Genomic DNA, 21,840 nt, shown 5'->3' on the forward strand with positions numbered 1-21,840 from the left:
GGTTCAGCTCAAGCCAGGTGCTGAGCGAAGAAAGCCAGCGAACGCTCCAGCGCGGTCTTGGCGGCCGTGGCGTCGTAGGAGCCACGCTGGTCGCAGTTGAAGCCGTGGTTGGCCGCGTAAACATGGGTTTGCACCTCGGGGTGGGCTGCACGGAAGGCCTCGACCGTGTCGAGGGGGATCCAGTGGTCCTGATCACCAAAATGGGCCAGCACCGGCACCTTGGGGCTGCGCGCCACCTCGGCCGGGGTGGTGACGCCGCCGCCGTAGTACGCCACAGCCGCGCTCAGGCCCGACAGCTCAGCAGCCGAACGCCAGACCAGCAGGCCACCCCAGCAATAGCCCACGATGCCCACTTTGCCGGCCGACGCGGCAAAGTCGATCGCCGCCTGGATGTCTTGCAGCACGCCCGGTGCCGGCAAGGCTTCAACAGCGGTCTTCAGGCCAAAGCCTTCGCCCATGTCGGCCTCGGTGTAGCCCAGTTCGACACCCGACTTCACACGCTGGAAGGTGGCCGGAGCCACCGCCAGATAGCCCTGGGCGGCATAGCCGTCGGCCACCGAGCGGATGTGCGAGTTCACGCCAAAAATTTCTTGCAGCACCACGATGGCGCCCTTGGGCGTGCCCGCCGGCTGCGCCACGTACGCGGGAAAAACCTGGCCGTCGGCCGCCTTCAGATCGGTGAATTGACCCATGAAACATCTCCTTGGAAATAAAACGAAAGAGGCGCACGCCTCACCCGGGGCCAGGCGCCCGGGGTCCCACTGCAGCCGTCGGCAGCAGGACGCACAATCTGAGCGCCCGCAACACAAGGCACTTTCTAACTGAATTAGCTTACCTGAGAGGAGATCGGGACATGGACAAGGTTTTGCTCGTCACCGGCGGCAGCCGAGGCATTGGCGCCGCCACCGCTTTGCTGGCCGCCACCCAGGGCTATGCGGTGGCTGTGAACTACACCGCCCACTCGCTGGCTGCCGACGAGGTGGTGCGCCAGATCCGCGCCCAAGGCGGCACCGCCATCGCGGTGCAGGCCGATGTGGCCGATGAGGGCCAGGTGCAAGCCATGTTCAAGAAAGTCGACGCCAAGCTCGGGCGGCTGACCGCCCTGGTCAACAACGCGGGGGTGGTGGACGTGAGCGCACGGGTCGAGGACATGAGCGTGGCACGCTGGAAACGCATGTTCGACATCAATGTGCTGGGCAGCTTCATCTGCGCGCGCGAGGCGGTGCGGCGCATGAGCCGGCGCCACGGCGGAGAGGGGGGTGCCATCGTCAACGTGTCCAGCGCCGCGGCCCGCCTGGGCTCACCGGGCCAGTACGTGGACTACGCCGCCGCCAAAGGGGCCATCGACGCCTTCACCCTGGGCCTGGCCAAGGAAGTAGCGGCCGAGGGCATCCGCGTCAACGCGGTGCGCCCGGGCCTGATCGAGACCGAGATCCACGCCAGTGGGGGCCTGCCCGACCGGGTGCGTGACCTGGCCCATTTGGTGCCCATGCAGCGTGGCGGCACGGCCGACGAAGTCGCGCAGGCGATTGTCTGGTTGCTGTCCGACGGGGCAAGCTACACCACCATGTCGCTGCTGGATGTTTCTGGCGGCCGTTGAAACCGCCCACCGACCCAAGCCACCATGAGCACACCCACCATCCGCTACTACTGGGAAGACCTGCAGGTCGGCTCGCAACGCGACCTCGGCAGCATCAGCCCCACGCGCGAGGAGATCCTGGCCTTTGCCGGCCAATTCGACCCGCAACCCTTCCACCTGGACGATGAAGCCGCCAAGGCCTCGGTCTTTGGCGCCCTGTGCGCCAGCGGCTGGCACACCTGCGCCATGGCGATGCGCCTGATGGTGACCAACTTCCTGCACGAAGCGGCCAGCCTGGGCTCGCCTGGTCTGGAGTCGGTGAAATGGCTCAAGCCGGTCTACCCCGGCGACACGCTGAACCTGCGCCACTCCGTGCTGGAAAGCCGCCCCATGAGCAAGCGCCCCGACGTGGGCCTGGTGCGCACCCAGTGGGCCATGTTCAACCAGCACGGCGAGCAGGTGCTGCACATGGAAGGCTATGGCATGTTCCGGCGCCGTCACCCCGGTGCGCCTGTGGCCGATGGGCCAGCCCAAGCGCCCACCAACGCCTGAACCGCCCTGATTTGCACAGAGGGGAAGCCCTGAGCAGCCCCCTCAGCGCGACGGGCCACAAAGCCTTGGTGGTGTGCGAGACTGCCGCCCATGGATTTCAAACCCCTCGTGACCCTGCTGGCCATCGTCAATCCCTTGGCGATCGTGCCCTTTTTCATTCATTACACCCAGGACTTCACGCCGGCCCAGCGCCAGCGCACGATCCTGATTTCGTCGTTCAGCACCTTCGCCGTGATCGCCATCAGCGCCATCCTCGGCCTGCAGATCCTGGACTTCTTCAGCATCTCGCTGCAAAGCTTTCAGGTCGGTGGCGGCACCCTGCTGCTGATTGGTTCGATCAACATGCTCAACGCCCAGCCAGCGGAAGCCAAGTCCAATGCCGATGAGGTCAATGACGCCGCCGCGCGGGCCTCCATCGCGGTCGTGCCCCTGACCATTCCGCTGCTCACCGGCCCGGCCACCATGTCCACTGTGGTGATCTACGCGGACAAAGCCCACAGCTTCTGGCAGCACGCCGCCCTGGTCGGCTACGGCGCGGTGATCGCCGTGGCCACGGCCATCTGCTTTTCGCTGGCCGAGCCCATCGCCCGCTTCCTGGGCAAGACCGGCATCAACGTGATGACCCGGCTCATGGGCCTGATCCTGGCGGCCCTGTCCGTCGAGGTGATGGCCGACGGCCTGGGCAAGCTGTTCCCGGTCCTGCTCAGCCGCTGAAGTCAACGCAAGGCGGCCCCACCGCGGCCGCTTATTGATGCTGGTCAAGGAACTCCCAAGCAGGCCAGCGCGGGTCCAGAGCCCTCCCTAGAATCGTTTTCAGGCCCCCGCAGACAGGCCAGCCCCCCGCGGCTGCGCCCCTGGCTCACCGAGTCCTGCCAGGGCCTGTGCCCTCGACTCCAGGACCCTTTTTCATGCAGAAACTCTCCATCGGCACCCGGCTCGCGCTCGGGTTCGGCCTCCTTTTGTCACTCACCTTGCTCAACACCGGCCTGGGCAACTGGCAACTGCAAACCGCCACCGAGGCCACCCAAGCCATCATCGACCAGCCCCTGAGCAAAGAGCGCCTGATTTCAGACTGGTACCGCCTGATCCACAGCGCAGTGCGCCGCACCACCGCCATCGCTAAGAGCAGCGACCCCTCGCTGGCCACCTTTTTTGCGACCGAGCAAAAAGAATCGGCGGCGGCCACCACCGCCATCCAGAAGCAGGTCGAAGGCCTGATGGTCAGCCACGCCGAAAAGCAGTTGTTTGCCGAGATTTCGGATTTGCGTAAGACCTACGTTGCCGCCCGCGACGAGGTGATCCGGCTCAAGCGCGACGGCCAGGCCGCCGACGCGGACAAGCTGCTTGAATCCACCTTCCTGCCCACGGCCACGCGTTACGTGGATCGCGTCAAAGCCCTGCTGGAGATGCAGCGCAGCGCGCTGGACCAGGCCGCCACCCCGATCCGCGAGGCCAATGACCGTGCCCGCCACGCCATGTGGCTCTTGGGCGCGCTGTGCCTGGCGGCCGGCGTCACCTGCTCGGTGCTGATCACGCGCAGCATCACCGCCCCTTTGAGCCGCTCGCTGCGCGTCGCACAGCAAGTGGCTTCGGGTGACCTGAGCCCCCTGCCCGCCCACCTGAGCGACGCGAACCAGACCCCTGACACCCGCGACGAATCGCGCCACCTGCTGCTGGCCCTGGGCACCATGCAGGGCTCGCTGACGCAGGTGATCCAAGGCATCCGCCAGGCTGCGGACAACATCGCCACGGCCAGCGCAGAAATCGCCAACGGCAACCACGACCTCTCGGTGCGCACCGAGCAGACCGCGACCAACCTGCAAAGCACCGCTTCGTCGATCGAACAATTGACCGGCCATGTGCAACATACCGCTGAAGCAGCACGCAGTGCCAGCGAGCTGGCTTCGCACGCCACCGAGGTGGCCTCGCACGGCGGTGCCGTGGTGTCCCAGGTGGTCAACACCATGGAAGCCATCAACGCCAGTTCACGCCGCATCGCCGACATCACCGGCCTGATCGACAGCATCGCCTTCCAAACCAACATCCTGGCGCTGAACGCGGCGGTCGAGGCCGCCCGCGCCGGCGAGCAAGGCCGGGGCTTTGCCGTGGTGGCCAGCGAGGTGCGCACCCTGGCGCAACGCAGTGCCGAGGCCGCGCGCGAGATCAAGGGCCTGATCACCAGCAGCGTGGAGCGCGTGGAAGACGGCACCCGCCAGGTGCACGAGGCCGGCCGCACCATGGAAGACATTGTGGGCGCCGTGCAGCGCGTGACCACGGTGGTCAGCGACATCGCCAACGCCTCCGGGGAACAGTCCCAGGGCATTGCCCTGGTCAACCAGGCCATCGGCCAACTGGACCAAATGACGCAGCAAAACGCCGCCCTGGTGGAGGAGTCTGCGGCGGCCGCCCAGAGCCTGCGTGAGCAGGCCGAACGACTGACCCAAACCGTGGCCAGCTTCACCCTGGGCCAGAGCCCCAGCGGTGCCCGCACCCGACCGAACCCAGCGTTGCTTGGCACCTGAACAGCGCGCCACCCAGCGGCCCCGGCCCCCGGCCCGGCCGCGTCAAGCCCCCTGACTTTGACCTAGCGCAAACAGGATGCATGGTCCGTCTTGGAGGCCCAAATCACTTGACTTGACGCAAGGCTACCAAGGAGGGGAAAGACTTTAATCAAGTCACGGGGGCCGTCCCCGGTGATGTAAGAAAGAAGACCATGAAAAAGCAAGTGATGGCTGTCGCCGCCCTGTGTGCCCTGATGTCTGGCGCTGCCTTCGCCCAGCAAACCGAAGGCCCTTGGTTGGTCCGCGCCCGTGCCGTGAACCTTCAAGCGTCGAACGGCGATACGACCGGCCTGGGCCTGTCGACCAACAACAAGTGGCTGCCTGAAGTCGACTTCACCTATTTCTTCAACAAGAACATCGCCGCTGAGTTGATCCTGACGGTGCCGCAAAGCCAAACGCTGTATTCCAAGGGCACCGCCATTGGCTCGTTCAAGCACCTGCCGCCGACCCTGACCCTGCAATACCACTTCGACGCTCCGGGCTTCAAGCCCTACGTCGGCGCCGGTATCAACTACACCCGCCTGAGCAGCATCAAGCTGCCCGCCGGTGTCAGCGTGGACAGCAACAGCTTCGGTCCGGCCCTGCAAGCTGGTGTGGACATTCCCGTGGGCAAGAACATGTATGTCAACTTCGACATCAAGAAGGTTTACATCCGTACGGATGTGAGCGCCGCTGGCAGCAAGTTGGGGACCTTCAAGGTGGACCCCCTGCTGGTGGGTGTGGGTCTGGGCTGGCGTTTCTAAACCAACGCCTCAAACGCCCAGTTTGGAGCCAGCAGGTCGCAAGCCTGCTGGCTTTTTTATCGCCTCCGCGCCGAGTCGCCTGAGGCCCCGTCCTGGCGCCGCCCTGCCCTCGATGCGATGTGGCGCTCAGGCAGGCAGCTTGAGTTTTTGCAGCGGCCGGTCAATCCACCAGACAAAGACCGCCGACACCAGCAAACTGGCCAGCACCGACACCACGGCAAAGTCCAGCGGCCGGTCGGTGCCCCAGCGCAGCAAAAAGACAGCCCCCACCGTGGTGTGAACCAGGTAGAGCGGGTAAGACACATCACCCAGCCACTTGTCCGTGGTCCCCATGGCACGGCGCGCCAGCGACAGCACCACCCAGGCCGACAACAACACGGACAAGCCCAGGCCATAAGTCCAGGGCCAATAGGGGTCACGCAACCAGTACAGCGCGTGCAGGCACCAGATCAACACGCTGAGCCGGGGCATGGCCCCGCGCTGCCACGCCTCGCGGTAATGGCAGACCAGGGAGCCCGCCGCGAACGGCATCAGCCCCGTGGCGAAGCCCACATAGCGGGGCAAAAAGGAATCGGTGGAGAAGCCGAACTGCACATTGGCAAAGAACGCCACGGCCAAACCCAGCCAAGCCGCGCTGCGGCTGCGCGCAAACAAAGGCATCAGGGCATAGGCCCAGACCTCGACAAACAGGGCACCGGCCACCGGGACCGGCAGGCCCGGTGCGGGCAGCCAGGGGTTCATGGTGAGGACGGCCAGCCAGTTGCGCCAGCCCTGCGGGACCTGGAACTGCGGGTTCAGCCCAGCCGGGTTGACCCCCTGCCGAACCAGCCACCACAACAACGCCAAGCCGGCCAAGGAAGCCAGCGCGTACGACGGGTAGATGCGCAAGAACCGGTTGAAGGCGTAGCGTTTGAGGCCTGCAGCTTCAAAGCCGTAGCGCTGGCTGAGCACAAAGGTCATCAGGTAGCCGCTGAGGACAAAGAAGCCCCACACCGCATACGCGGCCGGGCCATGGATCATGTCCGCATACAGGTGCGACACGACGACCAGCATGGCCAGAAAAAACCGCCAACTCCCCAAACCCAGACTCATTTTGATACTCCCAAACTTGAAAATTGAAGAGTATCACTTTACACATGAGACGGCATCAGCCGGGGGGCCGTCCCAGTTCATGCCCCTCCGCGTCAGGCGCCCCTGGCTGCGGCGGTAGCAGCAAGCCCTCAGTGCGCAGCGAGCGCGTCTTCCGGGCTGTCGGAGCAGGTGGCACCGCCGCAACCGTGGATCACCGCCCCAGGCAAAGCATCTGGAGACGCCACCTGCCCTGTTTCAGGGTCGTAGCCGACCCGGCGCAGGTGCAAGGCCAAGGCGGCGTCCATGGTCTGCGCGTGCTGGGGGAACCAGATCGCCAATTCGGACGCCATCTGACGCACCAGGGCCAGGTCACCGGCAGCACCGCGCACGGCACCTTCGCGCATCACCTGCAAGACGACCTTGTGCTGCACGCTGTGGCAATTGGAGGACGAAAAACGGGTGTCCTGCATCCAGCGGTCTTCACGGCCAAAGTGGTCGTCGGTGTGCTCAATCAACCCCTGCCAGTGCTGGAGCAAGTCCGCGTCGGGCGCTGTGCGGACCGCGGCAAGCAGGTCGACAAACTCACGGTGGGTGTCATCCATGAGGGGGAGGTCGAGCGACAGCGCGTCGCTCCATTCGAGCTGGGTCATGCGGTTCTCCGGGTACGGCAAGCGCCGCAGCTTAAGCCGCCCACCACGGGCTGCGCTTGATCCAGGTCAGGCGCTGCGCAATGCCTCGCGCTCAGCGCCCCTCAGGACTTGGGCCGGGAGCGAGGAGCCAGAGGCGGTGCTGCCTTGAAGGGCCAAGCCACGGCCGCTTGCGCCCAGGCGGGGGGGACAGGCTGAGCGCGCGGCGCCGCAGCGGGGGCCGGCGGAGCGGACTCCTGGCCGGGGGATGGCCGATCAGCCGAGGGCTGGGTGGACTCGCTCGCGGGCCCTGGTTTTGGATGTGACATGAAGCTCCCTGTGAGTGATCGATCCCGGATGAGATCGACAGACCAAGCGGTCCAGCCCCAAGCCGGCCGCATTTTTGCCACTCAACGGAGCGCACCAACCGTTGGTTGACGCAACACCTGGATTTCAGCTTCAAATTTGAAAAAATGAATCCCTGGCCTGGGCGGCGCGAGGGCCGCCCACGGTGATCACACCACTCAGGGCTTGGCGGGCACGGCATCCACCCACTGCGCCAGCGTCTGGGCCAGCTGATCGGTGGCCTGGGTCAGGGCCAGGACACCCCCCGCCGCATCGGGGCTGCTGGCCGGATGGCGCGCCACAAACACCCGCTGGGCCAGCAAGGTCTCACCGGCCGCGCGGTTGTCCAGCAAGGTGGCGCGCAAACGCACCAGGGCCGAACTTTGGTCGGCGCGCTCAAACACCTGGCTGAACTCTTCCAGCTCCAGGCGCAGCACGCGCAGGGGCTGGTCCGGGCTGCGCTGCAGCGCCGCGCCTTCGGTGGCGCTCAGGACCGCATGCTGGGTGCCCAGGAGATCGCGCAAACGCAAGCGCACCAGTTGCGCTGGCGGCAGGGCCCAACGGGCTTGGGCGTAGGGTCGAAGTTGCTGGTCACCGGTATAGCCCAGGCGGTAAAGCACCAGGCTGGAGCTGTCCAACAGGCCGGATGGCTCCAAGTCAGCCAGCACCAGCACGGGCAGCTTGGCCTTGGCTGGGGTGGCTGGGGCGGTGCTCAGGCCCGGGCCGAAGTCGTACTGGGTGGGCCGCACAGGTCGTTCGGGGATGACCGAGCAGGCGCTCAGCAGGCTCAGCAACAGCAAGCCCCCGACAGCCCCCACGCGACGCCGCTCCGACCGGGCTCCTGAACGATCGAAGACAGACAAGCAAGAAATCAAAGACATGGATCTGTACTCCTAAAACGGGACTCAGGGCCGAACCACCACGGGCGGCGGGGTGAAGCCGGGTTCACCTGGGCCTGGCAGCATCTGGCCCGCCCCAAACAGCAGCGACTGAGGGTTGTCATTGAGCCCGGTCGCGGTGCGCCCCAACTGACGCACCGTGCGCGAAGCGTCCTCCGCCACCCGGTTGACGCGCGGCAAGGTGGTCGAGCCCAAGGTGTCGACCACGTGCGAGAAGGCGTCGGCGCTCTGGGCAATGCGGTCGATGGGGCCGTCCTTGTCGTTCAGGCGCTGGGCCGTCTGCGTCAGCGCGTTGGACATGCGCCCGAGGTCGGTCGCCGTGCCTTGAAGGCCTTTCAAGGTGACGGTGGCCTCGTGGGCCAAGGCCGGGACCGCGGCCAGGGCCGGGTCCAATCGGGTCTGCACCGTCTGGTTCAGGCTGGCCGTGAGCTGGGCCGAGTTCTCAGACACCTTGGCAAGGTTGCTCAGCAGGAGCGACAAACGCTTTTGGTTGTCGTCCGACAAGGTCTGGTTGATGCGCACCGTGGCTTCGTTGATCTGCGCCAGCAACTCAGGGGCCTGCTCGGTCATTTTGCCGAGCTGCGAAGTCACCAGTGGCAGACGCGGCAAGCCGTCTTCTCCAGGCTCTTGCCGGGCCTGAGGGGCGCCCGCATCGTCCAGCAACACATAGGCCAAACCGGTCACACCTTGGTAGGCCAGGGTAGCGTAGGTGGTGGGCCCCAAAGGGGTCTTGTCCTCCACTTGGATGCGGATCAACACATTGCCCTTGGCTTGGTGGTCAAAGCTGATGCTCGTGACCTTGCCCACGCCCACGCCCTTGTAGCGCACGGCCGCCTGGGGCTGCAGGCCGGTGATGGCGTCCCGGGTGGACAGCTCATAGTTTTGGTACTTGCCCTTGTCGCGGGTCAGCCAGATCACCAGCGACACCAGCATCAGGGTGACCACCAACACAAAAGTGCCAGCGGCCATGGCGTGAGATTTGTTTTCCATGTGCGTATCCTTGGCAAATCAGGGCTGAGACGGGGCAAGGCCAGGGACCTCAGCGGCCACCGGGGTCATGGCCCGACGTCCGCGCTCCCCCTGGAAAAAGTCGTGAATAAAGGGGTGTTGAATGCGCGCCACCTCGGTCGGCGGGCCGCTGAACAGCACTTTTTGCTCGGCCAGCACCGCCACCCGCGACGACAAGGCAAACAGCGTGTCCAGGTCATGGGTCACCATCACCATGGTCACGCCCAACTCGGCATGCAGGGAGTGGAGCAGTTCGCAAAACTCATCGGAGGCATGGGGGTCCAGACCCGCCGTCGGCTCGTCGAGCAGCAGCAGTGGCGGGTCCATGATGAGCGCGCGCGCCAACGCCACCCGCTTGATCATGCCGCCCGACAGGTCGGACGGCTTTTTGTGGGCGTGCTGCGGGCCCAGACCCACCATCTGCAACTTGACGTAGGCGGCGGCGCGCACCAAGTCGTCCGGCAGCGTGCCCAGCTCGCGCAGGGGAAACGCAATGTTCTCCAGCACGCTGAAGGCCGAAAACAAAGCGCCTTGCTGGAACAGCATGCCGACCCGGCTGGCGGCGCCTTGGCGCCCCAATTGGGCAGCGGGCTGCCCGAGCACCGTGACGGTGCCGCGGGCAGGATGCTCGAGTCCCAAAATTTGCCGCAGCAGCACCGTCTTGCCCGTGCCGGAGCCACCCACCAAGGACACCATTTCGCCGCGCTCAATGGTCAGCGCCAAGTCGCGGTGAATGACCACCGGGCGCTCGGGCGGGCCAAACTGGGTCCACAGGCCCCGGATCTCGACCACGGCAGGGCTCGCCGGCAGCTTGCTCGGGGGCGGGGACTGGTTGGTCTCGGTCATGCTCAGATCCCCACGTCGCGGAACAAGATGGCGAACAAGGCGTCGACCAGGATCACCACCGTGATGGCGCTGACCACCGAGGAAGTGGTGCCTTGGCCCAGGCTCTCGGTGTTGGGCTTGATGCGCAAACCGTAGTGGCAGCCCACCATCGCGATCAAGACGCCAAAGACCGCCGATTTGGCCGTGGCCAGCACCAGGTTGGCGGGGTCCACCGCCGCCGGCAGGGCCTGCATGAAGTAAGCGGGGGTGACGTTCAGGGCCAGGTCACTGGCCAGCATGCCCCCGGCGAGCGAACACAAAGAGGTCCACACCGACACCAGCGGCATGGCAATCGCCAGCGCCACTGCGCGCGGCATGACCAGTCGAAAACCGTGAGAGATGCCCATGACACGCATGGCGTCCAGCTCTTCCGTGACCCGCATGACCCCAATCTGCGCCGTGATCGACGAGCCCGAACGCCCCGCCACCAAAATGGCCGCCAGCATCGGCCCCAACTCACGGATCAGCGAAATGCCCAGGATGTTGACGATGAACGCCTCTGCCCCGAACTGCCTCAATTGCAGCGACATCAGGTAGGCCAGCACCACGCCAATCAGAAAACCCACCAAGGCCGTGATGGGCAAGGCCGTGGTGCCCATTTGGTAGAGGTGCCCGGAGACATCGCGCCAAGGCCCGTCTTGAGGCGAACGGGCCCACCGGCACAGATCAATCAACAACTGCCCCTGCATGCGCACGTAGTCGCTGGCGTGGGCCACCCCCTCGATCACCCGCACACCGAGTTGGTCCAGCGACGAACGCCAGCCCCCGGGACGCTGCTGGGCGGCCGCCAAGGCCTCAGGGCTCAAGGCCAGGCGCGCCACGCGCTCCAGCAAGGGCTGCTGCAACTCGGTGCTGGCCAGTTCGACAGGCCATTGCTGGCCCCATTGGCGCCAGAGCAGCTGGGCCCCGACATGGTCAAGTTGCTGCATTTCGCGCAGATCCCAGCGCTGGGGTCGTTCGCCCGAGCCCTGGCTATGCGCCAACTGCGCCAGCAAAGCCTTGGCCGATGCACGGTCAGCCAGCGCCGCGGCAGTCCAGTCGCCCTGTGGCACGACGCAGCGGCCATCGGGCGTGGTGCGCAGCACCAGGCTGGGGGAAGTGCGCGAAGTGTCGGTCAAGGTGAAGCCATTGTGGTGTGGGTGGAAGCGGCCCTGATGCTAGCGTGGAGACGCCCGATCCAAGGACTGGCCGACGCTGTAAATGTAATCAAACGATATTGGCATTTACAACCATCCCAACTCAAACCATGGGTGGCCAGACGCTGGCCAGAGCAGTCAAGGCGCTGCTGACCAACGGATCGGCTCGTCGTCCCGGCGCGAACAAGAAACCCAATTCACATTCCAGTTGCACCATGTCAGCGATCACCAAGCCACGGGCCTGGCTTTCGCGGATGGCAATCGAATCACGCACCAGGCTCAAACCCACGCCCGAACGGACCAGATCCAGCATGGTCGCCTCTTGGTCGACCAAGGCCACGCGGCGCGGCTCCAGTCCGCTCAACGAGCCCGGCCCAAAGACCTGGGCCTGCAAACGGTGGTGCACCGAGGCAGTGGGCGTGGCCAGCCACGGCAGGGCCGCCAAGCCCTTCCAGTCACGCCCCAGCACCTGCGGACCCCAGCCCGCTGGCGCCAACACCCGGTAGCTGAAACGGGTCAGGCGCAGGCGGGCCAGCGTCCCGTCATCCGAGGCCCCCGGAACATCCAGGTCAAAGCCCACGTCCAGCGCCTGGCGCGCCACATCGGTCCGGACATCACCGCTCATGGCCTGGCGCAGCTCGGTGTGGATCTGCGGTGCCGTCTCGGTCAGGGCTTTCAGGAAGGCCCCCAGCCGGGTGAACTCGGGGTCGAGGATGGTGCCAATGCGCAAGGTGCCGCGCACCGTGCTCTGCAAACGCTGCACGGCCTGGGCAAAGTCCTGCAAGCCGCCCAAGGCTCGTTCGGCCTGCGGCAGCAAGGCGGCACCATCGGGCGTCAAGGCCAGGCCGTGCGGGGTGCGGGTGAACAAGGTCAATCCAGTGGCCTGGGCCAAGCCCTTGAGCTGCAGGCTGACCGCGGGTTGGGACAGGTGCAAGCGCTCGGCGGCACGCGACACATTGCCTTCGCGCGCCACGGTCAAAAAAGCTTTCAGCACCTGGGGGTCGGGGAGAGGCGGTAAGGACACAACAAGCCCTAGAGGTATTTGACTTGTTTATAAGACAGTTTTGAAGAAATCATTGGATCGCTCGGCTCAAGTCGCGCAAACTGCCGCCCAAGCCCCCCACCTCGCGATGAGGTGAGCAAATAAAACCGAGCCCCTGGAGACCGCCCGATGAGCCCCACACCGCCCCCAGCGCACGAACCCGCCAGCGACACGCGCTTCGACTACATCGTGATCGGCGGCGGCACCGCCGGGGCCTTGATGGCCAACCGCCTGAGCGCCCTGCCGGGCAAGCGGGTGCTGCTGATCGAGGCCGGCCGGCGCGACGACTACCACTGGATCCACATCCCCGTGGGCTACCTGTACTGCATTGGCAACCCCCGCACCGACTGGCTCTACCAAACCGAAGCCGCCGCCGGCCTGAACGGACGCACCCTGCGCTACCCGCGTGGCAAGACCCTGGGCGGCTGCAGCAGCATCAACGGCATGATTTACATGCGCGGCCAAGCGCGCGACTACGCGCAGTGGGCCGAGCTGACCGGTGACGACAGCTGGCGTTGGGACCAGGTCCTGCCCCAGTTCATGAAGCACGAAGACCACTGGAAGCTCGACACGCCAGGCCAGGCGCCCGACGGCTTTGCCCAATGGCATGGCCACCGCAGCCAGGGCAGCACCGGTGAATGGCGGGTCGAAAAGCAGCGCCTGCGCTGGGACGTGCTGGACGCCTTTGCCCAAGCCGCACAAGAAGCGGGCGTGCCGGCCAGCGACGACTTCAACCAGGGCAGCAACGAAGGCGTGGGCTACTTCGAAGTGAACCAAAAAAGCGGCTGGCGCTGGAACACAGCCAAGGCTTTTCTGCGCCCGACCTGCTATGGCCGCGCCAACTTTGAAATGTGGACCAGCGCCCAGGTCGCCCGCCTGCTGATCGAGCCCCAGGCCGACGGCAGCCGCCGCTGCACCGGCGTGCAGGTCTGGACCGGCAGCGAGATGGTCAATGCCCATGCCAACACCGAAGTGCTGCTGTGCGCGGGCAGCATTGGCAGCCCGCAGATTCTGCAGCTGTCGGGCATCGGCCCGGCCGATCTGCTGCACGCCCGCGGCATCCAACCCGTGATCGACCTGCCCGGCGTGGGCCAAAACCTGCAAGACCATTTGCAGATCCGCACCGTGTACAAAGTGGAAGGCGTGAAGACGCTCAACACCCTGGCCAACAGCCTCTGGGGCAAGGCCATGATCGGTCTGGAATACGCGCTCAAGCGCAGCGGCCCCATGAGCATGGCCCCCAGCCAGCTCGGCGCTTTCACGCGCAGCCGCCCCGATCTGGCCCACCCCAACCTGCAGTACCACGTCCAGCCCCTGAGCCTGGACGCTTTTGGCGAGCCACTGCACAACTTCAACGCCTTCACCGCCAGCGTCTGCAACCTCAACCCCAGCAGCCGGGGCACGGTGCAGATCAAGAGCCCGCGCTTTGAAGACGCGCCGGCCATCGCGCCCAACTACCTGAGCACCGACGACGACCGCCAGGTGGCCGTCGACAGCCTGCGCCTGACCCGGCGCATCGTGGCCCAGCCCGCCTTGGCCCGCTACCGCCCCGAAGAATTCAAGCCCGGGCCGCAATACCAGGAAGACGCCGAACTGGCGCGCCTGGCCGGCGACATCGCCACCACCATCTTTCACCCGGTGGGCACCACCAAAATGGGCCGCTCCGACGACCCCATGGCGGTGCTGGACTCGCGCCTGCGCCTGTTCGACGGTGCAGGCGAGGCCGGTCAGCCGCGCCGCACTGTGGCCGGGCTGCGCGTGGTGGACGCGGGCGCCATGCCCACCATCACCAGTGGCAACACCAACAGCCCGACGCTGATGATGGCCGAACGGGTGGCGGCCTGGATCACCGCAGCGGCCTGAGCCCAGCTCAGCGTCAGCGCAAACCGCCGATGTAGCGCGGCGCATCGGGCTCGGGCCCGGCGGGGTCCATGCGGCCCGGCACGGGTGCTGGGGGCGCGACCACGCCCGGCACGCTGCGCAGCGGCGCCATGTTCCAGGCGGCGGCCAGCTTGTCGGCCCATTCGGCCACGTCGGCATGACCGCCCTCGGCTGCGGCCTGACGCGCCAGGCGCACCATGGCCGCCGCGTACTCGGCATTGCCCGCCATCCATTCGGTGTCGGTCACCCGGCCCACCTTGCGGCGCAGCAGCACATGCAGGTGGGCGGCAATGGCCAATTTTTCGCTGGGCAACATGGACACTTTCTCCGGTTCAATCAAGGGGCGCGACGCAAGCTCAAGAGCCCAGGTGCTCGCGGTGCTGGGCCTGGTCCAGACCCAGCTGCTCGCTGGCCTCATCGACCCGCAAGCCCACCATGAAATGGGCAAACTTCAGCGCGAGCCAAGTGCCGACCGCGCTGTAGGCCATGACCGCCACGGCCCCCAAAGCCTGCACCACCCAGTGCCCGGAAGCGCCTCCGATCAAAGGATTGGCCAGCCAGCCCGTCAGCAAGCTGCCGACCAGCCCACCCACGCCGTGCACGCCAAAGACATCGAGCGAATCGTCCGCGCGCAGCCAACGCTTGAGCCCCGTAGCCCCCCAGTAGCAGGCCAGGCCGGCGACCGCCCCAATCAAGGCCGCCGAGGCCGGGCTGACATAGCCCGAGGCCGGCGTCACCGCCACCAGGCCAGCCACCACGCCCGAGCACAGGCCCAGCAGCGAAGGCCGGCGCCGACGCACCCATTCGCCGAACATCCAGGCCAGGGCCCCGGTGGCTGCCGCCAAATGGGTGCACAGCAGGGCCAGACCGGCCCGACCGTCGGCCGCCACGGCCGAGCCCGCATTGAAGCCAAACCAACCCACCCACAGCAAGCCCGTACCCGCCATCGTCAGGCCCAGGTTGTAGGGCTCGAAGGGCTCGCGCCCGTAACCCTGGCGGGGACCCAGCACATAGGCACACACCAGGCCCGCCACGCCGGCGTTGATGTGCACCACCGCCCCCCCGGCAAAGTCCAAAGCGCCCAGACGGGCCAGCCAGCCCCCGGGCTCCCACACCCAGTGCGCCACGGGGGCATAGACCAACAGCGACCACAGGCCGGTGAACCACAGCAGGGCTGAAAAGCGCATGCGCTCCACCAGCGCCCCCACCACCAGGGCGGGCGTGATGATGGCAAAGGTCAGCTGGAACATGGCGTACACCGACTCGGGCACATTGGGCGCAATGTGGCTGACGGCCACCTGGGCACTGCCCTTGAGGTAGTCCATGCCGGCAAAACCAGCCCGACTCAGTGAACCGATCCAGGGGCTGCCTGGCGTGAACGCCAGCGAATAGCCCAGCGCAAACCACAGCAGGCTGACCAGGGCCGCCACCGCCACCAGGCTGGCCAAGGTGTTGATCACGTTCTTGCGCCGCACCATGCCGGCGTAGAACAGCGCCAAGCCAGGCAAGGTCATCATGAGCACCAGCGCGGTGGCGCTGAGCATCCAGGCCGTGTCCGCCGCCTGCAAAGAGGCCTCGGGCACCAGGCCCGGCTGGGTCAAGGGAGCGCTCACCTGGGCCGCCAAAGGACCCACGGCCCCCAGCAGCGCCAGACCCCCCACCCGCCGAAGTCCCTTGCGCCTTGGAAATGTCATGTCGTCTCCATCCATGTCAGTCATACCCAACTGGTGCAGGACTCATGCCAGGGCAGCTCCGCGCTGCGCACGCCCGGGGGCAGGGGGGAGGGAAACCCCCAATGCACCGAAATGAATCGCCGCGTTACATTTCATGCACTCGCAACGGGCCTCAGCTGCCCGGCAGGGCGGGGGATCGAGGAGACAAATTACTCAGAATCAGAACGATTTCTGGACGGTGCTCGAAGAAGCTGCCGCTACCTGACAAAGGCGCCCATCTGGGCGCCTTTTTTCTTTGTGGCAAGCGATTCCCGAAGGACAGCCCCTGCACCAGGCCCGTCCCGGACCGGATGCGACAATCCCGCCCATGGACTTTGTACTCGTTTCGCTGGCCTCGCTGCTGGCTGGTTTTATCGATTCGATCGTGGGCGGCGGCGGCCTGGTGCTGGTGCCCGCCCTGTTTGCGACCTACCCCACCACCCACCCGGCCACCCTGTTTGGCGTGAACAAAAGTGCCTCTATTTGGGGCACGGCCATGGCCACCTGGCAATACCAACGCCGGGTGTCGCTGCGCTGGGGCACCTTGCTGCCGGCGGCGGCGGCAGGCTTCATTGGGGCGGGATCAGGCGCCTGGGCTGTGACGGTCGTGTCGCCCAACTTCTTGCGCCAATTGCTGCCCTTGATCCTGCTGGGCGTGCTGGCTTACACCCTGGCCAAGAAAGAACTGGGGCAAGTCCACCAGCCGCGTTTCCAGGGCCGCGCCGAGGTGCTGGCCGCCAGCACCGTGGGCCTGGGCATTGGCTTTTACGACGGATTTTTCGGGCCGGGCACGGGCAGTTTCTTTGTCTTTTTGCTGGTGCGCTGGCTGGGCTACGACTTTTTGAACGCCTCGGCGTCGGCCAAGCTGCTCAACACGGCCACCAACCTGGCAGCGTTGATCCTGTTCAGCCTCAAGGGCCATGTCTGGTGGCACTTTGCCCTGCCGCTGGCGGTGGCCAATGTGCTGGGCAGCGTGCTGGGCACGCGCATGGCGCTCAAACATGGTGCGGGGTTTGTGCGCTGGGTCTTCATCGCCGTGGTATCGGCGCTGATCCTGAAGACGGGCTACGACGCCTTCTTGCGCTGAGCGCGCACGGGCCTCAGCGGCCGCTGGGGCGGGCGGGCAACTGGCCCTGCGCCAGGTCGGGCAGGCCCGGCACTTCGGACACCTTGCGCGGCGTGCCCAGGGGCAGTTGGGCCTGCCCGACCTGCACCGCGGCCATGTCTTGTTCGCTGGGGTATTGCTGCAGCAGCCAGTAGTCAAAAACGCGCCGTGCAATGGGGGCCGCGGCGGCCCCACCAAAACCGGCGTTCTCGACCACCATGGCCAAGGCGATCTTGGGCGCGTCGGCCGGGGCAAATGCCATGTACAGCGCGTGGTCACGGTTGCGCTCGGACATCTTGGCCGCGTCGTACTTTTCGTTTTGCTTGATCGTCACCACCTGGGCGGTACCGGTCTTGCCCGCCGCCACATAGCCCGCAGCACGGAAGCTGGCCGCGCCGGTGCCTTCCACGTTCACGCCCACCAGGGCGTTGTTGATGACGGCGATGTTGCTGGCCTTGGCAATCTGCTCGGCCTTGATTTCACGCAGGGTGTCGCGCGACTCGCGGCTCACCACATCCACCACCTGCTTGACCAGGTGGGGCTTCATCTTCACGCCGTTGTTGGCCAACACGCTGGTGGCCAGGGCCAGTTGCAGCATGGTGAAGTTGTTGTAGCCCTGGCCGATGCCCAGCGAGATGGTCTCGCCCGCGTACCAGCGCTTTTGCTCGGGGCGCTTGTACGCGTTGCGCTTCCACTCGGTGGAAGGCAGGATCCCGCGCACCTCGCCAAAGATGTCAATGCCCGTCAGCGCACCAAAGCCGAACTTCTGCAACTCGTCATGGATCAGGTCCACGCCCATGTCGTTGGCCAACATATAGTAGTAGGTGTCGCACGACTGGACGATGGACTTGTACATGTCCACCGTGCCGTGGCCGCCTTCCTTGTCATCACGGAAGCGGTGGTTGCCAAACATGAAAAACCCCGGGTCGCTGATCGACTGCTGCGGGGTGCGCTTGCCTGTTTCCAAGGCAGCCAAGGCCATGAAGGGCTTGTAGGTGGAGCCCGGCGGGTAGGTGCCGCGCAGGGCGCGGTTGAGCAGGGGCTTGTCTGGCGACTCGTTGAGCGCCTGCCAGTTCTCCTGGTCGATGCCGTCCACGAACAGGTTGGGGTCAAAAGTGGGCTTGCTGACAAAGGCCAGTACCTCACCGGTCTTGGGGTCCATGGCCACCATGGCACCACGGCGGTCGCCAAACAGGTCTTCCACCAGCTTTTGCAGCTTGATGTCGATGGACAGCATGACCGTGTTGCCAGGCGTGGCCGGGTGGCTGGCCAGGCGGCGCACGGCGCGGCCGCCAGCGGAGGTCTCCATCTGTTCCACACCGGTGACGCCGTGCAACTGACGCTCAAAACTCTGCTCGACACCCAGTTTGCCGATGTACTCGGTGCCCCGGTAATTGCTCTCGTCGTCAGAGTCCTGGATGTCTTCTTTTTCTTTTTGGTTGATGCGGCCGATGTAGCCAATCACATGGCTGGCCAGCGGACCAAACGGGTAGTTGCGAAACAGGCGCGCCTTGATCTCCACACCGGGGAAGCGAAAGCGCTGCGCCGCAAAGCGCGCCACTTCTTCGTCTGACAAGCGGGTGCGGATGGGCAGGGACTCAAAGCTCTTGGACTCGTCCACCAGCTTCTTGAAGCGCCGGCGGTCACGCGCCTGGATGTCGACCACCCCAGCCAAGCCGTCGATGACTTCATCCAACGGCCCCGCCTTCGAGGGCGTGATCTCCAAGGTGTAGGCCGAGTAGTTGGTCGCCAGCACCACACCATTGCGGTCCACGATCAAGCCCCGGTTGGGCACGATGGGCACCACCGCCGTGCGGTTGTTCTCGGCCTGCTCGGCCAGGTCTTGGTGGCGCACGACCTGCAGGTAGACCAGGCGCGACGCCAAGAGCACAAAGCAAAACAGCACCAGCAGGCCCGCCACCACCACGCGGGTGCGGAAGCGCCACAGGTCGACCTCGACGTTGCGCAGTTCGGTCATAGCGGCCGGTTTTCGTCCCGATCAGGCGGACGCCGCTGTGGGGCCAGCAAGACCCAGGACACCAGCGGCCACAACGCCACCTCCAGCCCAGCGGCCAGCAAGAACCAGAAGCCTGGGAAGATGCCGCCCAGTGCCACCCGCAACAGCACCTCCAGCACATGCGCGGCCAGGAACAGCGGCAGGACCTGCAAGGTCTGCGAGGCCACGCTGAACCACAGCAAACGACGCTGCATCATCAAGAACAAGAAGGACATGCCGCAGTAAGCCAAGGCATGCTGGCCCAACAAGGCCGATTGGTGCACGTCCATGATCAGGCCGAACACAAAGGCCGCGCCAATGCCCACCCGCGCGGGCTGGTGCACGGACCAGAACATCATCAGCACCAGCAGCACATCGGGCATGCCGGGCATGCGCCCCAGGGGCAGCATGTTGACCATCAAGGCCACCAAGAGCGAGCCCCAAATGAACACCGGGTTGGCGGGCAGCAGCAGCTGCTGCCCACTGGCTTTGCCGATCATTTGCGGCCTCCCTTGCGACCCGAGGCCATCGGCTCGGGCTGGGGTCGGGGCGGCACTTGACCGCCCAAAGGATTGAGCACCATCACATGGCGCGAGGCGGCCACCAGGCCCAAGGGCAGGCAGTGGATGCGCGCAAAGGCCGAGTCGGCACGGCGCTCCACCTTGTCCACGCGGGCCACCGGCAAGCCCGGCGGGTAGACGCCATCCACACCGCTGGTGGACAGCAAATCGCCGGCCTGCACATCGGCGTTGGCGGGCATGTAGCGCAACTCCAGCCCGCCGCCACCTGCCAACGGATCGCCATAGGCCACGCTGCGCGCGCCGGTGCGGGTGTTCAACACGGGAATGGCAAAGTCGCGGTCGACCACCAGGGTCACCTCGGACAGCAGCGGGTCCACGCGCGTGACCTGGCCCAGCACCCCGGCTTCATCGATCACCGGCGAGCCCAGGGCCACGCCCTTGAGTTGACCGCGGTCGATGACGATGCGGCGGGTGTAGGGATCGGGTGCGTCGTAGAGCACCTCAGCCGCCTGGCCTTCCGCCTTGAAGCGTTCGCTCAGCGCCAGCAACTCGCGCAAGCGGGCGTTCTCCTGCAGCAATTGCTCAACCTGGTTGGCGCGTTGCGACTGCTGCGCCAAACTGCGCCGCGCGTCCTGCTCGATTTGCTGGGCCGCATGCAGGGACTCGAAGTACTCGCCCGCGTTCTGGGCGGCCCGCACGGGCTGCAGCACCACCCATTGCAAAGGGTAAAGCGCGGTGTCCACCAGACCGCGCAGCGGCTGGGTGATGTGGAAGCGCACATCCGCCACCATCAGGAACAGCGACAAGGCGCTGAAAAACAGCAGCCGGGACAAGGCCGACGGCCCCTGCCTGAAAAACGGGGGGGGGTTGCGATCCAGGGTTCCCAGAGGCATGTGGAGCTTGAACCAGGTTCACCAGAATTGAAAAAAGCCGGCTGACGTCAGGCCAAGCCGGCTCACGGAATCAAGCCGTCCTCACTCGCTGGTGAAGATGCTGCCCTGGCGGTCCATGCGCTCCAGCGCAATGCCACAGCCACGCACCACACAGGTCAGCGGGTCTTCGGCCACCAACACCGGCAGACCGGTTTCTTCGGCCAGCAGGCGGTCCAGGTCGCGCAGCAGCGCGCCACCACCGGTCAGCATCATGCCGCGGTCGGCGATGTCGGCGCCCAGTTCTGGCGGGGTTTGCTCGAGCGCGTTCTTCACGGCCGAGACGATTTGGTTCAGCGGGTCGGTCAGCGCTTCCAGCACTTCGTTGCTGGAGATGGTGAAGCTGCGCGGCACGCCTTCGCTGAGGTTGCGGCCCTTGACTTCCATCTCGCGCACTTCGGAGCCGGGGAAGGCCGAACCGATTTGCTTCTTGATGGCTTCTGCAGTGGGCTCGCCGATCAACATGCCGTAGTTGCGGCGGATGTAGTTGATGATGGCCTCGTCGAACTTGTCGCCGCCCACGCGGACCGAGCCCTTGTAGACCATGCCGCCCAGCGAGATCACACCCACTTCGGTGGTACCGCCGCCGATGTCCACGACCATCGAACCGCTGGCCTCGGACACCGGCAGGCCGGCGCCAATGCCGGCGGCCATGGGTTCTTCAATCAGGTACACCGCGGTGGCGCCAGCCGCTTCGGCCGCGTCCTTGATGGCGCGGCGCTCGACCTGGGTCGAGCCGCAAGGCACGCAGATGATGATGCGCGGGCTGGGGCTCAGCAGGGTACGCGGGTGCACCATCTTGATGAACTGCTTGATCATCTGCTCGGTGATCACGAAGTCGGCGATCACGCCGTCTTTCATCGGGCGGATGGCTTCGATGTTGCCAGGCACCTTACCCAGCATGGCCTTGGCCTCGCGGCCGACCGCCTGAATCACTTTTTTGCCGTGGGGGCCGCCTTCATGGCGGATCGCGACCACAGACGGTTCGTCCAAGACGATGCCTTTGTCACGGGCAAAAATCAGGGTGTTCGCGGTGCCAAGATCGATGGCAAGGTCGGTGGAGAAGTACCGACGGAAGGCTCCAAACATTCAAATTCCTCTCAGGCACGGCCTGCGCTTCGGCCCGCCGTCGCCTTTTATTACGGGGTCAAAATTGGCTCTTTTTGGCTCAATTACCCGCACATGGGGGGGTAACGCGACAAAGACGGGATAATACCCGATCCCCTGTGAATAACTCTTCCCGGCCCTT

General features: G+C 65.6%; 21 protein-coding genes. 7 read left to right on the forward strand and 14 right to left on the reverse strand.

Going from position 1 to position 21,840, the window contains the following annotated elements; translation table 11 throughout:
* Positions 1–8: 8 nt before the first annotated feature.
* Positions 9–692, reverse strand: coding sequence for a dienelactone hydrolase family protein (locus PSQ39_RS03915; protein WP_273925312.1), 684 nt, complete (start codon positions 690–692; stop codon positions 9–11).
* A gap of 161 nt (positions 693–853) precedes the next feature.
* Between PSQ39_RS03915 and PSQ39_RS03920 the strand changes: the two genes are divergently transcribed.
* From PSQ39_RS03920 to PSQ39_RS03940, 5 genes are all read left to right on the forward strand, one after another.
* A complete protein-coding gene (locus PSQ39_RS03920; protein ID WP_273925314.1) occupies positions 854–1,600 on the forward strand; it encodes an SDR family oxidoreductase in 747 nt (248 codons plus the stop codon).
* Positions 1,601–1,624: 24 nt separating this feature from the next.
* Positions 1,625–2,131, forward strand: coding sequence for a MaoC family dehydratase (locus PSQ39_RS03925; protein ID WP_273925315.1), 507 nt, complete (start codon positions 1,625–1,627; stop codon positions 2,129–2,131).
* Between the two features lie 90 nt (positions 2,132–2,221).
* Entirely contained in the window at positions 2,222–2,845 is a 624-nt protein-coding gene (locus PSQ39_RS03930; RefSeq protein WP_273925317.1) for a MarC family protein, read from the forward strand.
* 194 nt (positions 2,846–3,039) lie between these two features.
* Positions 3,040–4,653: a methyl-accepting chemotaxis protein gene (locus PSQ39_RS03935; RefSeq protein ID WP_273925319.1), complete on the forward strand. Its 1,614-nt coding sequence runs from the start codon at positions 3,040–3,042 to the stop codon at positions 4,651–4,653.
* A 191-nt stretch (positions 4,654–4,844) separates the two neighbouring features.
* Positions 4,845–5,435 carry an OmpW/AlkL family protein gene (locus PSQ39_RS03940; protein WP_273925320.1) on the forward strand — a complete coding sequence of 197 codons (591 nt, stop codon included), beginning with the start codon at positions 4,845–4,847 and terminating at the stop codon, positions 5,433–5,435.
* Between the two features lie 126 nt (positions 5,436–5,561).
* On the opposite strand, the gene PSQ39_RS03945 is transcribed toward PSQ39_RS03940, so the two are convergent.
* The 7 genes from PSQ39_RS03945 to PSQ39_RS03975 all read right to left on the reverse strand — a co-directional run bounded on the left by PSQ39_RS03945 (position 5,562) and on the right by PSQ39_RS03975 (position 12,399).
* A complete protein-coding gene (locus PSQ39_RS03945) occupies positions 5,562–6,527 on the reverse strand; it encodes an acyltransferase family protein (RefSeq protein WP_273925322.1) in 966 nt (321 codons plus the stop codon).
* 128 nt (positions 6,528–6,655) lie between these two features.
* Positions 6,656–7,156, reverse strand: a complete 501-nt coding sequence (locus tag PSQ39_RS03950; RefSeq protein ID WP_273925323.1) for a hemerythrin domain-containing protein — start codon at positions 7,154–7,156, stop codon at positions 6,656–6,658.
* A gap of 500 nt (positions 7,157–7,656) precedes the next feature.
* Positions 7,657–8,358, reverse strand: coding sequence for an ABC-type transport auxiliary lipoprotein family protein (locus tag PSQ39_RS03955; RefSeq protein ID WP_273925324.1), 702 nt, complete (start codon positions 8,356–8,358; stop codon positions 7,657–7,659).
* A 24-nt stretch (positions 8,359–8,382) separates the two neighbouring features.
* Positions 8,383–9,366, reverse strand: coding sequence for an MlaD family protein (locus tag PSQ39_RS03960; RefSeq protein ID WP_273925327.1), 984 nt, complete (start codon positions 9,364–9,366; stop codon positions 8,383–8,385).
* 18 nt (positions 9,367–9,384) lie between these two features.
* Positions 9,385–10,230: an ABC transporter ATP-binding protein gene (locus PSQ39_RS03965; protein ID WP_273925328.1), complete on the reverse strand. Its 846-nt coding sequence runs from the start codon at positions 10,228–10,230 to the stop codon at positions 9,385–9,387.
* A 2-nt stretch (positions 10,231–10,232) separates the two neighbouring features.
* Entirely contained in the window at positions 10,233–11,387 is a 1,155-nt protein-coding gene (locus tag PSQ39_RS03970) for an MlaE family ABC transporter permease (RefSeq protein WP_409241979.1), read from the reverse strand.
* A 121-nt stretch (positions 11,388–11,508) separates the two neighbouring features.
* Complete coding sequence (locus tag PSQ39_RS03975; protein WP_273925329.1) at positions 11,509–12,399, reverse strand: LysR family transcriptional regulator; 891 nt, start codon at positions 12,397–12,399, stop codon at positions 11,509–11,511.
* A gap of 177 nt (positions 12,400–12,576) precedes the next feature.
* Between PSQ39_RS03975 and PSQ39_RS03980 the strand changes: the two genes are divergently transcribed.
* Complete coding sequence (locus PSQ39_RS03980; RefSeq protein WP_273925330.1) at positions 12,577–14,310, forward strand: GMC family oxidoreductase; 1,734 nt, start codon at positions 12,577–12,579, stop codon at positions 14,308–14,310.
* 13 nt (positions 14,311–14,323) lie between these two features.
* Here PSQ39_RS03980 and PSQ39_RS03985 read toward each other — a convergent pair whose 3' ends face one another.
* Together PSQ39_RS03985 and PSQ39_RS03990 are read right to left on the reverse strand one after the other, a co-directional pair.
* On the reverse strand, positions 14,324–14,644 hold the full coding sequence (locus PSQ39_RS03985) for a hypothetical protein (RefSeq protein WP_273925331.1): 321 nt from the start codon (positions 14,642–14,644) through the stop codon (positions 14,324–14,326).
* Between the two features lie 40 nt (positions 14,645–14,684).
* On the reverse strand, positions 14,685–16,022 hold the full coding sequence (locus PSQ39_RS03990) for an ammonium transporter (RefSeq protein WP_409241980.1): 1,338 nt from the start codon (positions 16,020–16,022) through the stop codon (positions 14,685–14,687).
* Between the two features lie 346 nt (positions 16,023–16,368).
* Here PSQ39_RS03990 and PSQ39_RS03995 point away from each other — a divergent pair, with 346 nt between their 5' ends.
* Positions 16,369–17,127, forward strand: a complete 759-nt coding sequence (locus tag PSQ39_RS03995; protein ID WP_273925332.1) for a sulfite exporter TauE/SafE family protein — start codon at positions 16,369–16,371, stop codon at positions 17,125–17,127.
* Positions 17,128–17,140: 13 nt separating this feature from the next.
* On the opposite strand, the gene mrdA is transcribed toward PSQ39_RS03995, so the two are convergent.
* From mrdA to PSQ39_RS04015, 4 genes are all read right to left on the reverse strand, one after another.
* Positions 17,141–19,123: a penicillin-binding protein 2 gene (mrdA, locus tag PSQ39_RS04000; RefSeq protein WP_273925334.1), complete on the reverse strand. Its 1,983-nt coding sequence runs from the start codon at positions 19,121–19,123 to the stop codon at positions 17,141–17,143.
* Positions 19,120–19,641 carry a rod shape-determining protein MreD gene (gene mreD / locus PSQ39_RS04005; RefSeq protein WP_273925335.1) on the reverse strand — a complete coding sequence of 174 codons (522 nt, stop codon included), beginning with the start codon at positions 19,639–19,641 and terminating at the stop codon, positions 19,120–19,122. The genes mrdA and mreD overlap by 4 nt, the downstream gene beginning before the upstream one ends.
* Positions 19,638–20,555: a rod shape-determining protein MreC gene (gene mreC, locus PSQ39_RS04010; RefSeq protein ID WP_273925336.1), complete on the reverse strand. Its 918-nt coding sequence runs from the start codon at positions 20,553–20,555 to the stop codon at positions 19,638–19,640. Before mreC ends, mreD begins: the two co-directional genes overlap by 4 nt.
* An 81-nt stretch (positions 20,556–20,636) precedes the next feature.
* Complete coding sequence (locus PSQ39_RS04015; RefSeq protein ID WP_273925337.1) at positions 20,637–21,680, reverse strand: rod shape-determining protein; 1,044 nt, start codon at positions 21,678–21,680, stop codon at positions 20,637–20,639.
* Positions 21,681–21,840: the final 160 nt, after the last annotated feature.

Source organism: Curvibacter microcysteis (genome assembly GCF_028649455.1).
GTDB lineage: Bacteria > Pseudomonadota > Gammaproteobacteria > Burkholderiales > Burkholderiaceae_C > Curvibacter > Curvibacter microcysteis.

What these genes read in the sequence shown, in the direction of transcription:
- PSQ39_RS03915 (WP_273925312.1), bottom strand. Translation starts at nt 692, where the DNA reads ATGGGTCAATTCACCGATCTGAAGGCGGCCGACGGCCAGGTTTTTCCC.
- PSQ39_RS03920 (WP_273925314.1), top strand. Translation starts at nt 854, where the DNA reads ATGGACAAGGTTTTGCTCGTCACCGGCGGCAGCCGAGGCATTGGCGCC.
- PSQ39_RS03925 (WP_273925315.1), top strand. Translation starts at nt 1,625, where the DNA reads ATGAGCACACCCACCATCCGCTACTACTGGGAAGACCTGCAGGTCGGC.
- PSQ39_RS03930 (WP_273925317.1), top strand. Translation starts at nt 2,222, where the DNA reads ATGGATTTCAAACCCCTCGTGACCCTGCTGGCCATCGTCAATCCCTTG.
- PSQ39_RS03935 (WP_273925319.1), top strand. Translation starts at nt 3,040, where the DNA reads ATGCAGAAACTCTCCATCGGCACCCGGCTCGCGCTCGGGTTCGGCCTC.
- PSQ39_RS03940 (WP_273925320.1), top strand. Translation starts at nt 4,845, where the DNA reads ATGAAAAAGCAAGTGATGGCTGTCGCCGCCCTGTGTGCCCTGATGTCT.
- PSQ39_RS03945 (WP_273925322.1), bottom strand. Translation starts at nt 6,527, where the DNA reads ATGAGTCTGGGTTTGGGGAGTTGGCGGTTTTTTCTGGCCATGCTGGTC.
- PSQ39_RS03950 (WP_273925323.1), bottom strand. Translation starts at nt 7,156, where the DNA reads ATGACCCAGCTCGAATGGAGCGACGCGCTGTCGCTCGACCTCCCCCTC.
- PSQ39_RS03955 (WP_273925324.1), bottom strand. Translation starts at nt 8,358, where the DNA reads ATGTCTTTGATTTCTTGCTTGTCTGTCTTCGATCGTTCAGGAGCCCGG.
- PSQ39_RS03960 (WP_273925327.1), bottom strand. Translation starts at nt 9,366, where the DNA reads ATGGAAAACAAATCTCACGCCATGGCCGCTGGCACTTTTGTGTTGGTG.
- PSQ39_RS03965 (WP_273925328.1), bottom strand. Translation starts at nt 10,230, where the DNA reads ATGACCGAGACCAACCAGTCCCCGCCCCCGAGCAAGCTGCCGGCGAGC.
- PSQ39_RS03980 (WP_273925330.1), top strand. Translation starts at nt 12,577, where the DNA reads ATGAGCCCCACACCGCCCCCAGCGCACGAACCCGCCAGCGACACGCGC.
- PSQ39_RS03985 (WP_273925331.1), bottom strand. Translation starts at nt 14,644, where the DNA reads ATGTTGCCCAGCGAAAAATTGGCCATTGCCGCCCACCTGCATGTGCTG.
- PSQ39_RS03990 (WP_409241980.1), bottom strand. Translation starts at nt 16,022, where the DNA reads ATGACATTTCCAAGGCGCAAGGGACTTCGGCGGGTGGGGGGTCTGGCG.
- PSQ39_RS03995 (WP_273925332.1), top strand. Translation starts at nt 16,369, where the DNA reads ATGGACTTTGTACTCGTTTCGCTGGCCTCGCTGCTGGCTGGTTTTATC.
- mrdA (WP_273925334.1), bottom strand. Translation starts at nt 19,123, where the DNA reads ATGACCGAACTGCGCAACGTCGAGGTCGACCTGTGGCGCTTCCGCACC.
- mreD (WP_273925335.1), bottom strand. Translation starts at nt 19,641, where the DNA reads ATGATCGGCAAAGCCAGTGGGCAGCAGCTGCTGCTGCCCGCCAACCCG.
- mreC (WP_273925336.1), bottom strand. Translation starts at nt 20,555, where the DNA reads ATGCCTCTGGGAACCCTGGATCGCAACCCCCCCCCGTTTTTCAGGCAG.
- PSQ39_RS04015 (WP_273925337.1), bottom strand. Translation starts at nt 21,680, where the DNA reads ATGTTTGGAGCCTTCCGTCGGTACTTCTCCACCGACCTTGCCATCGAT.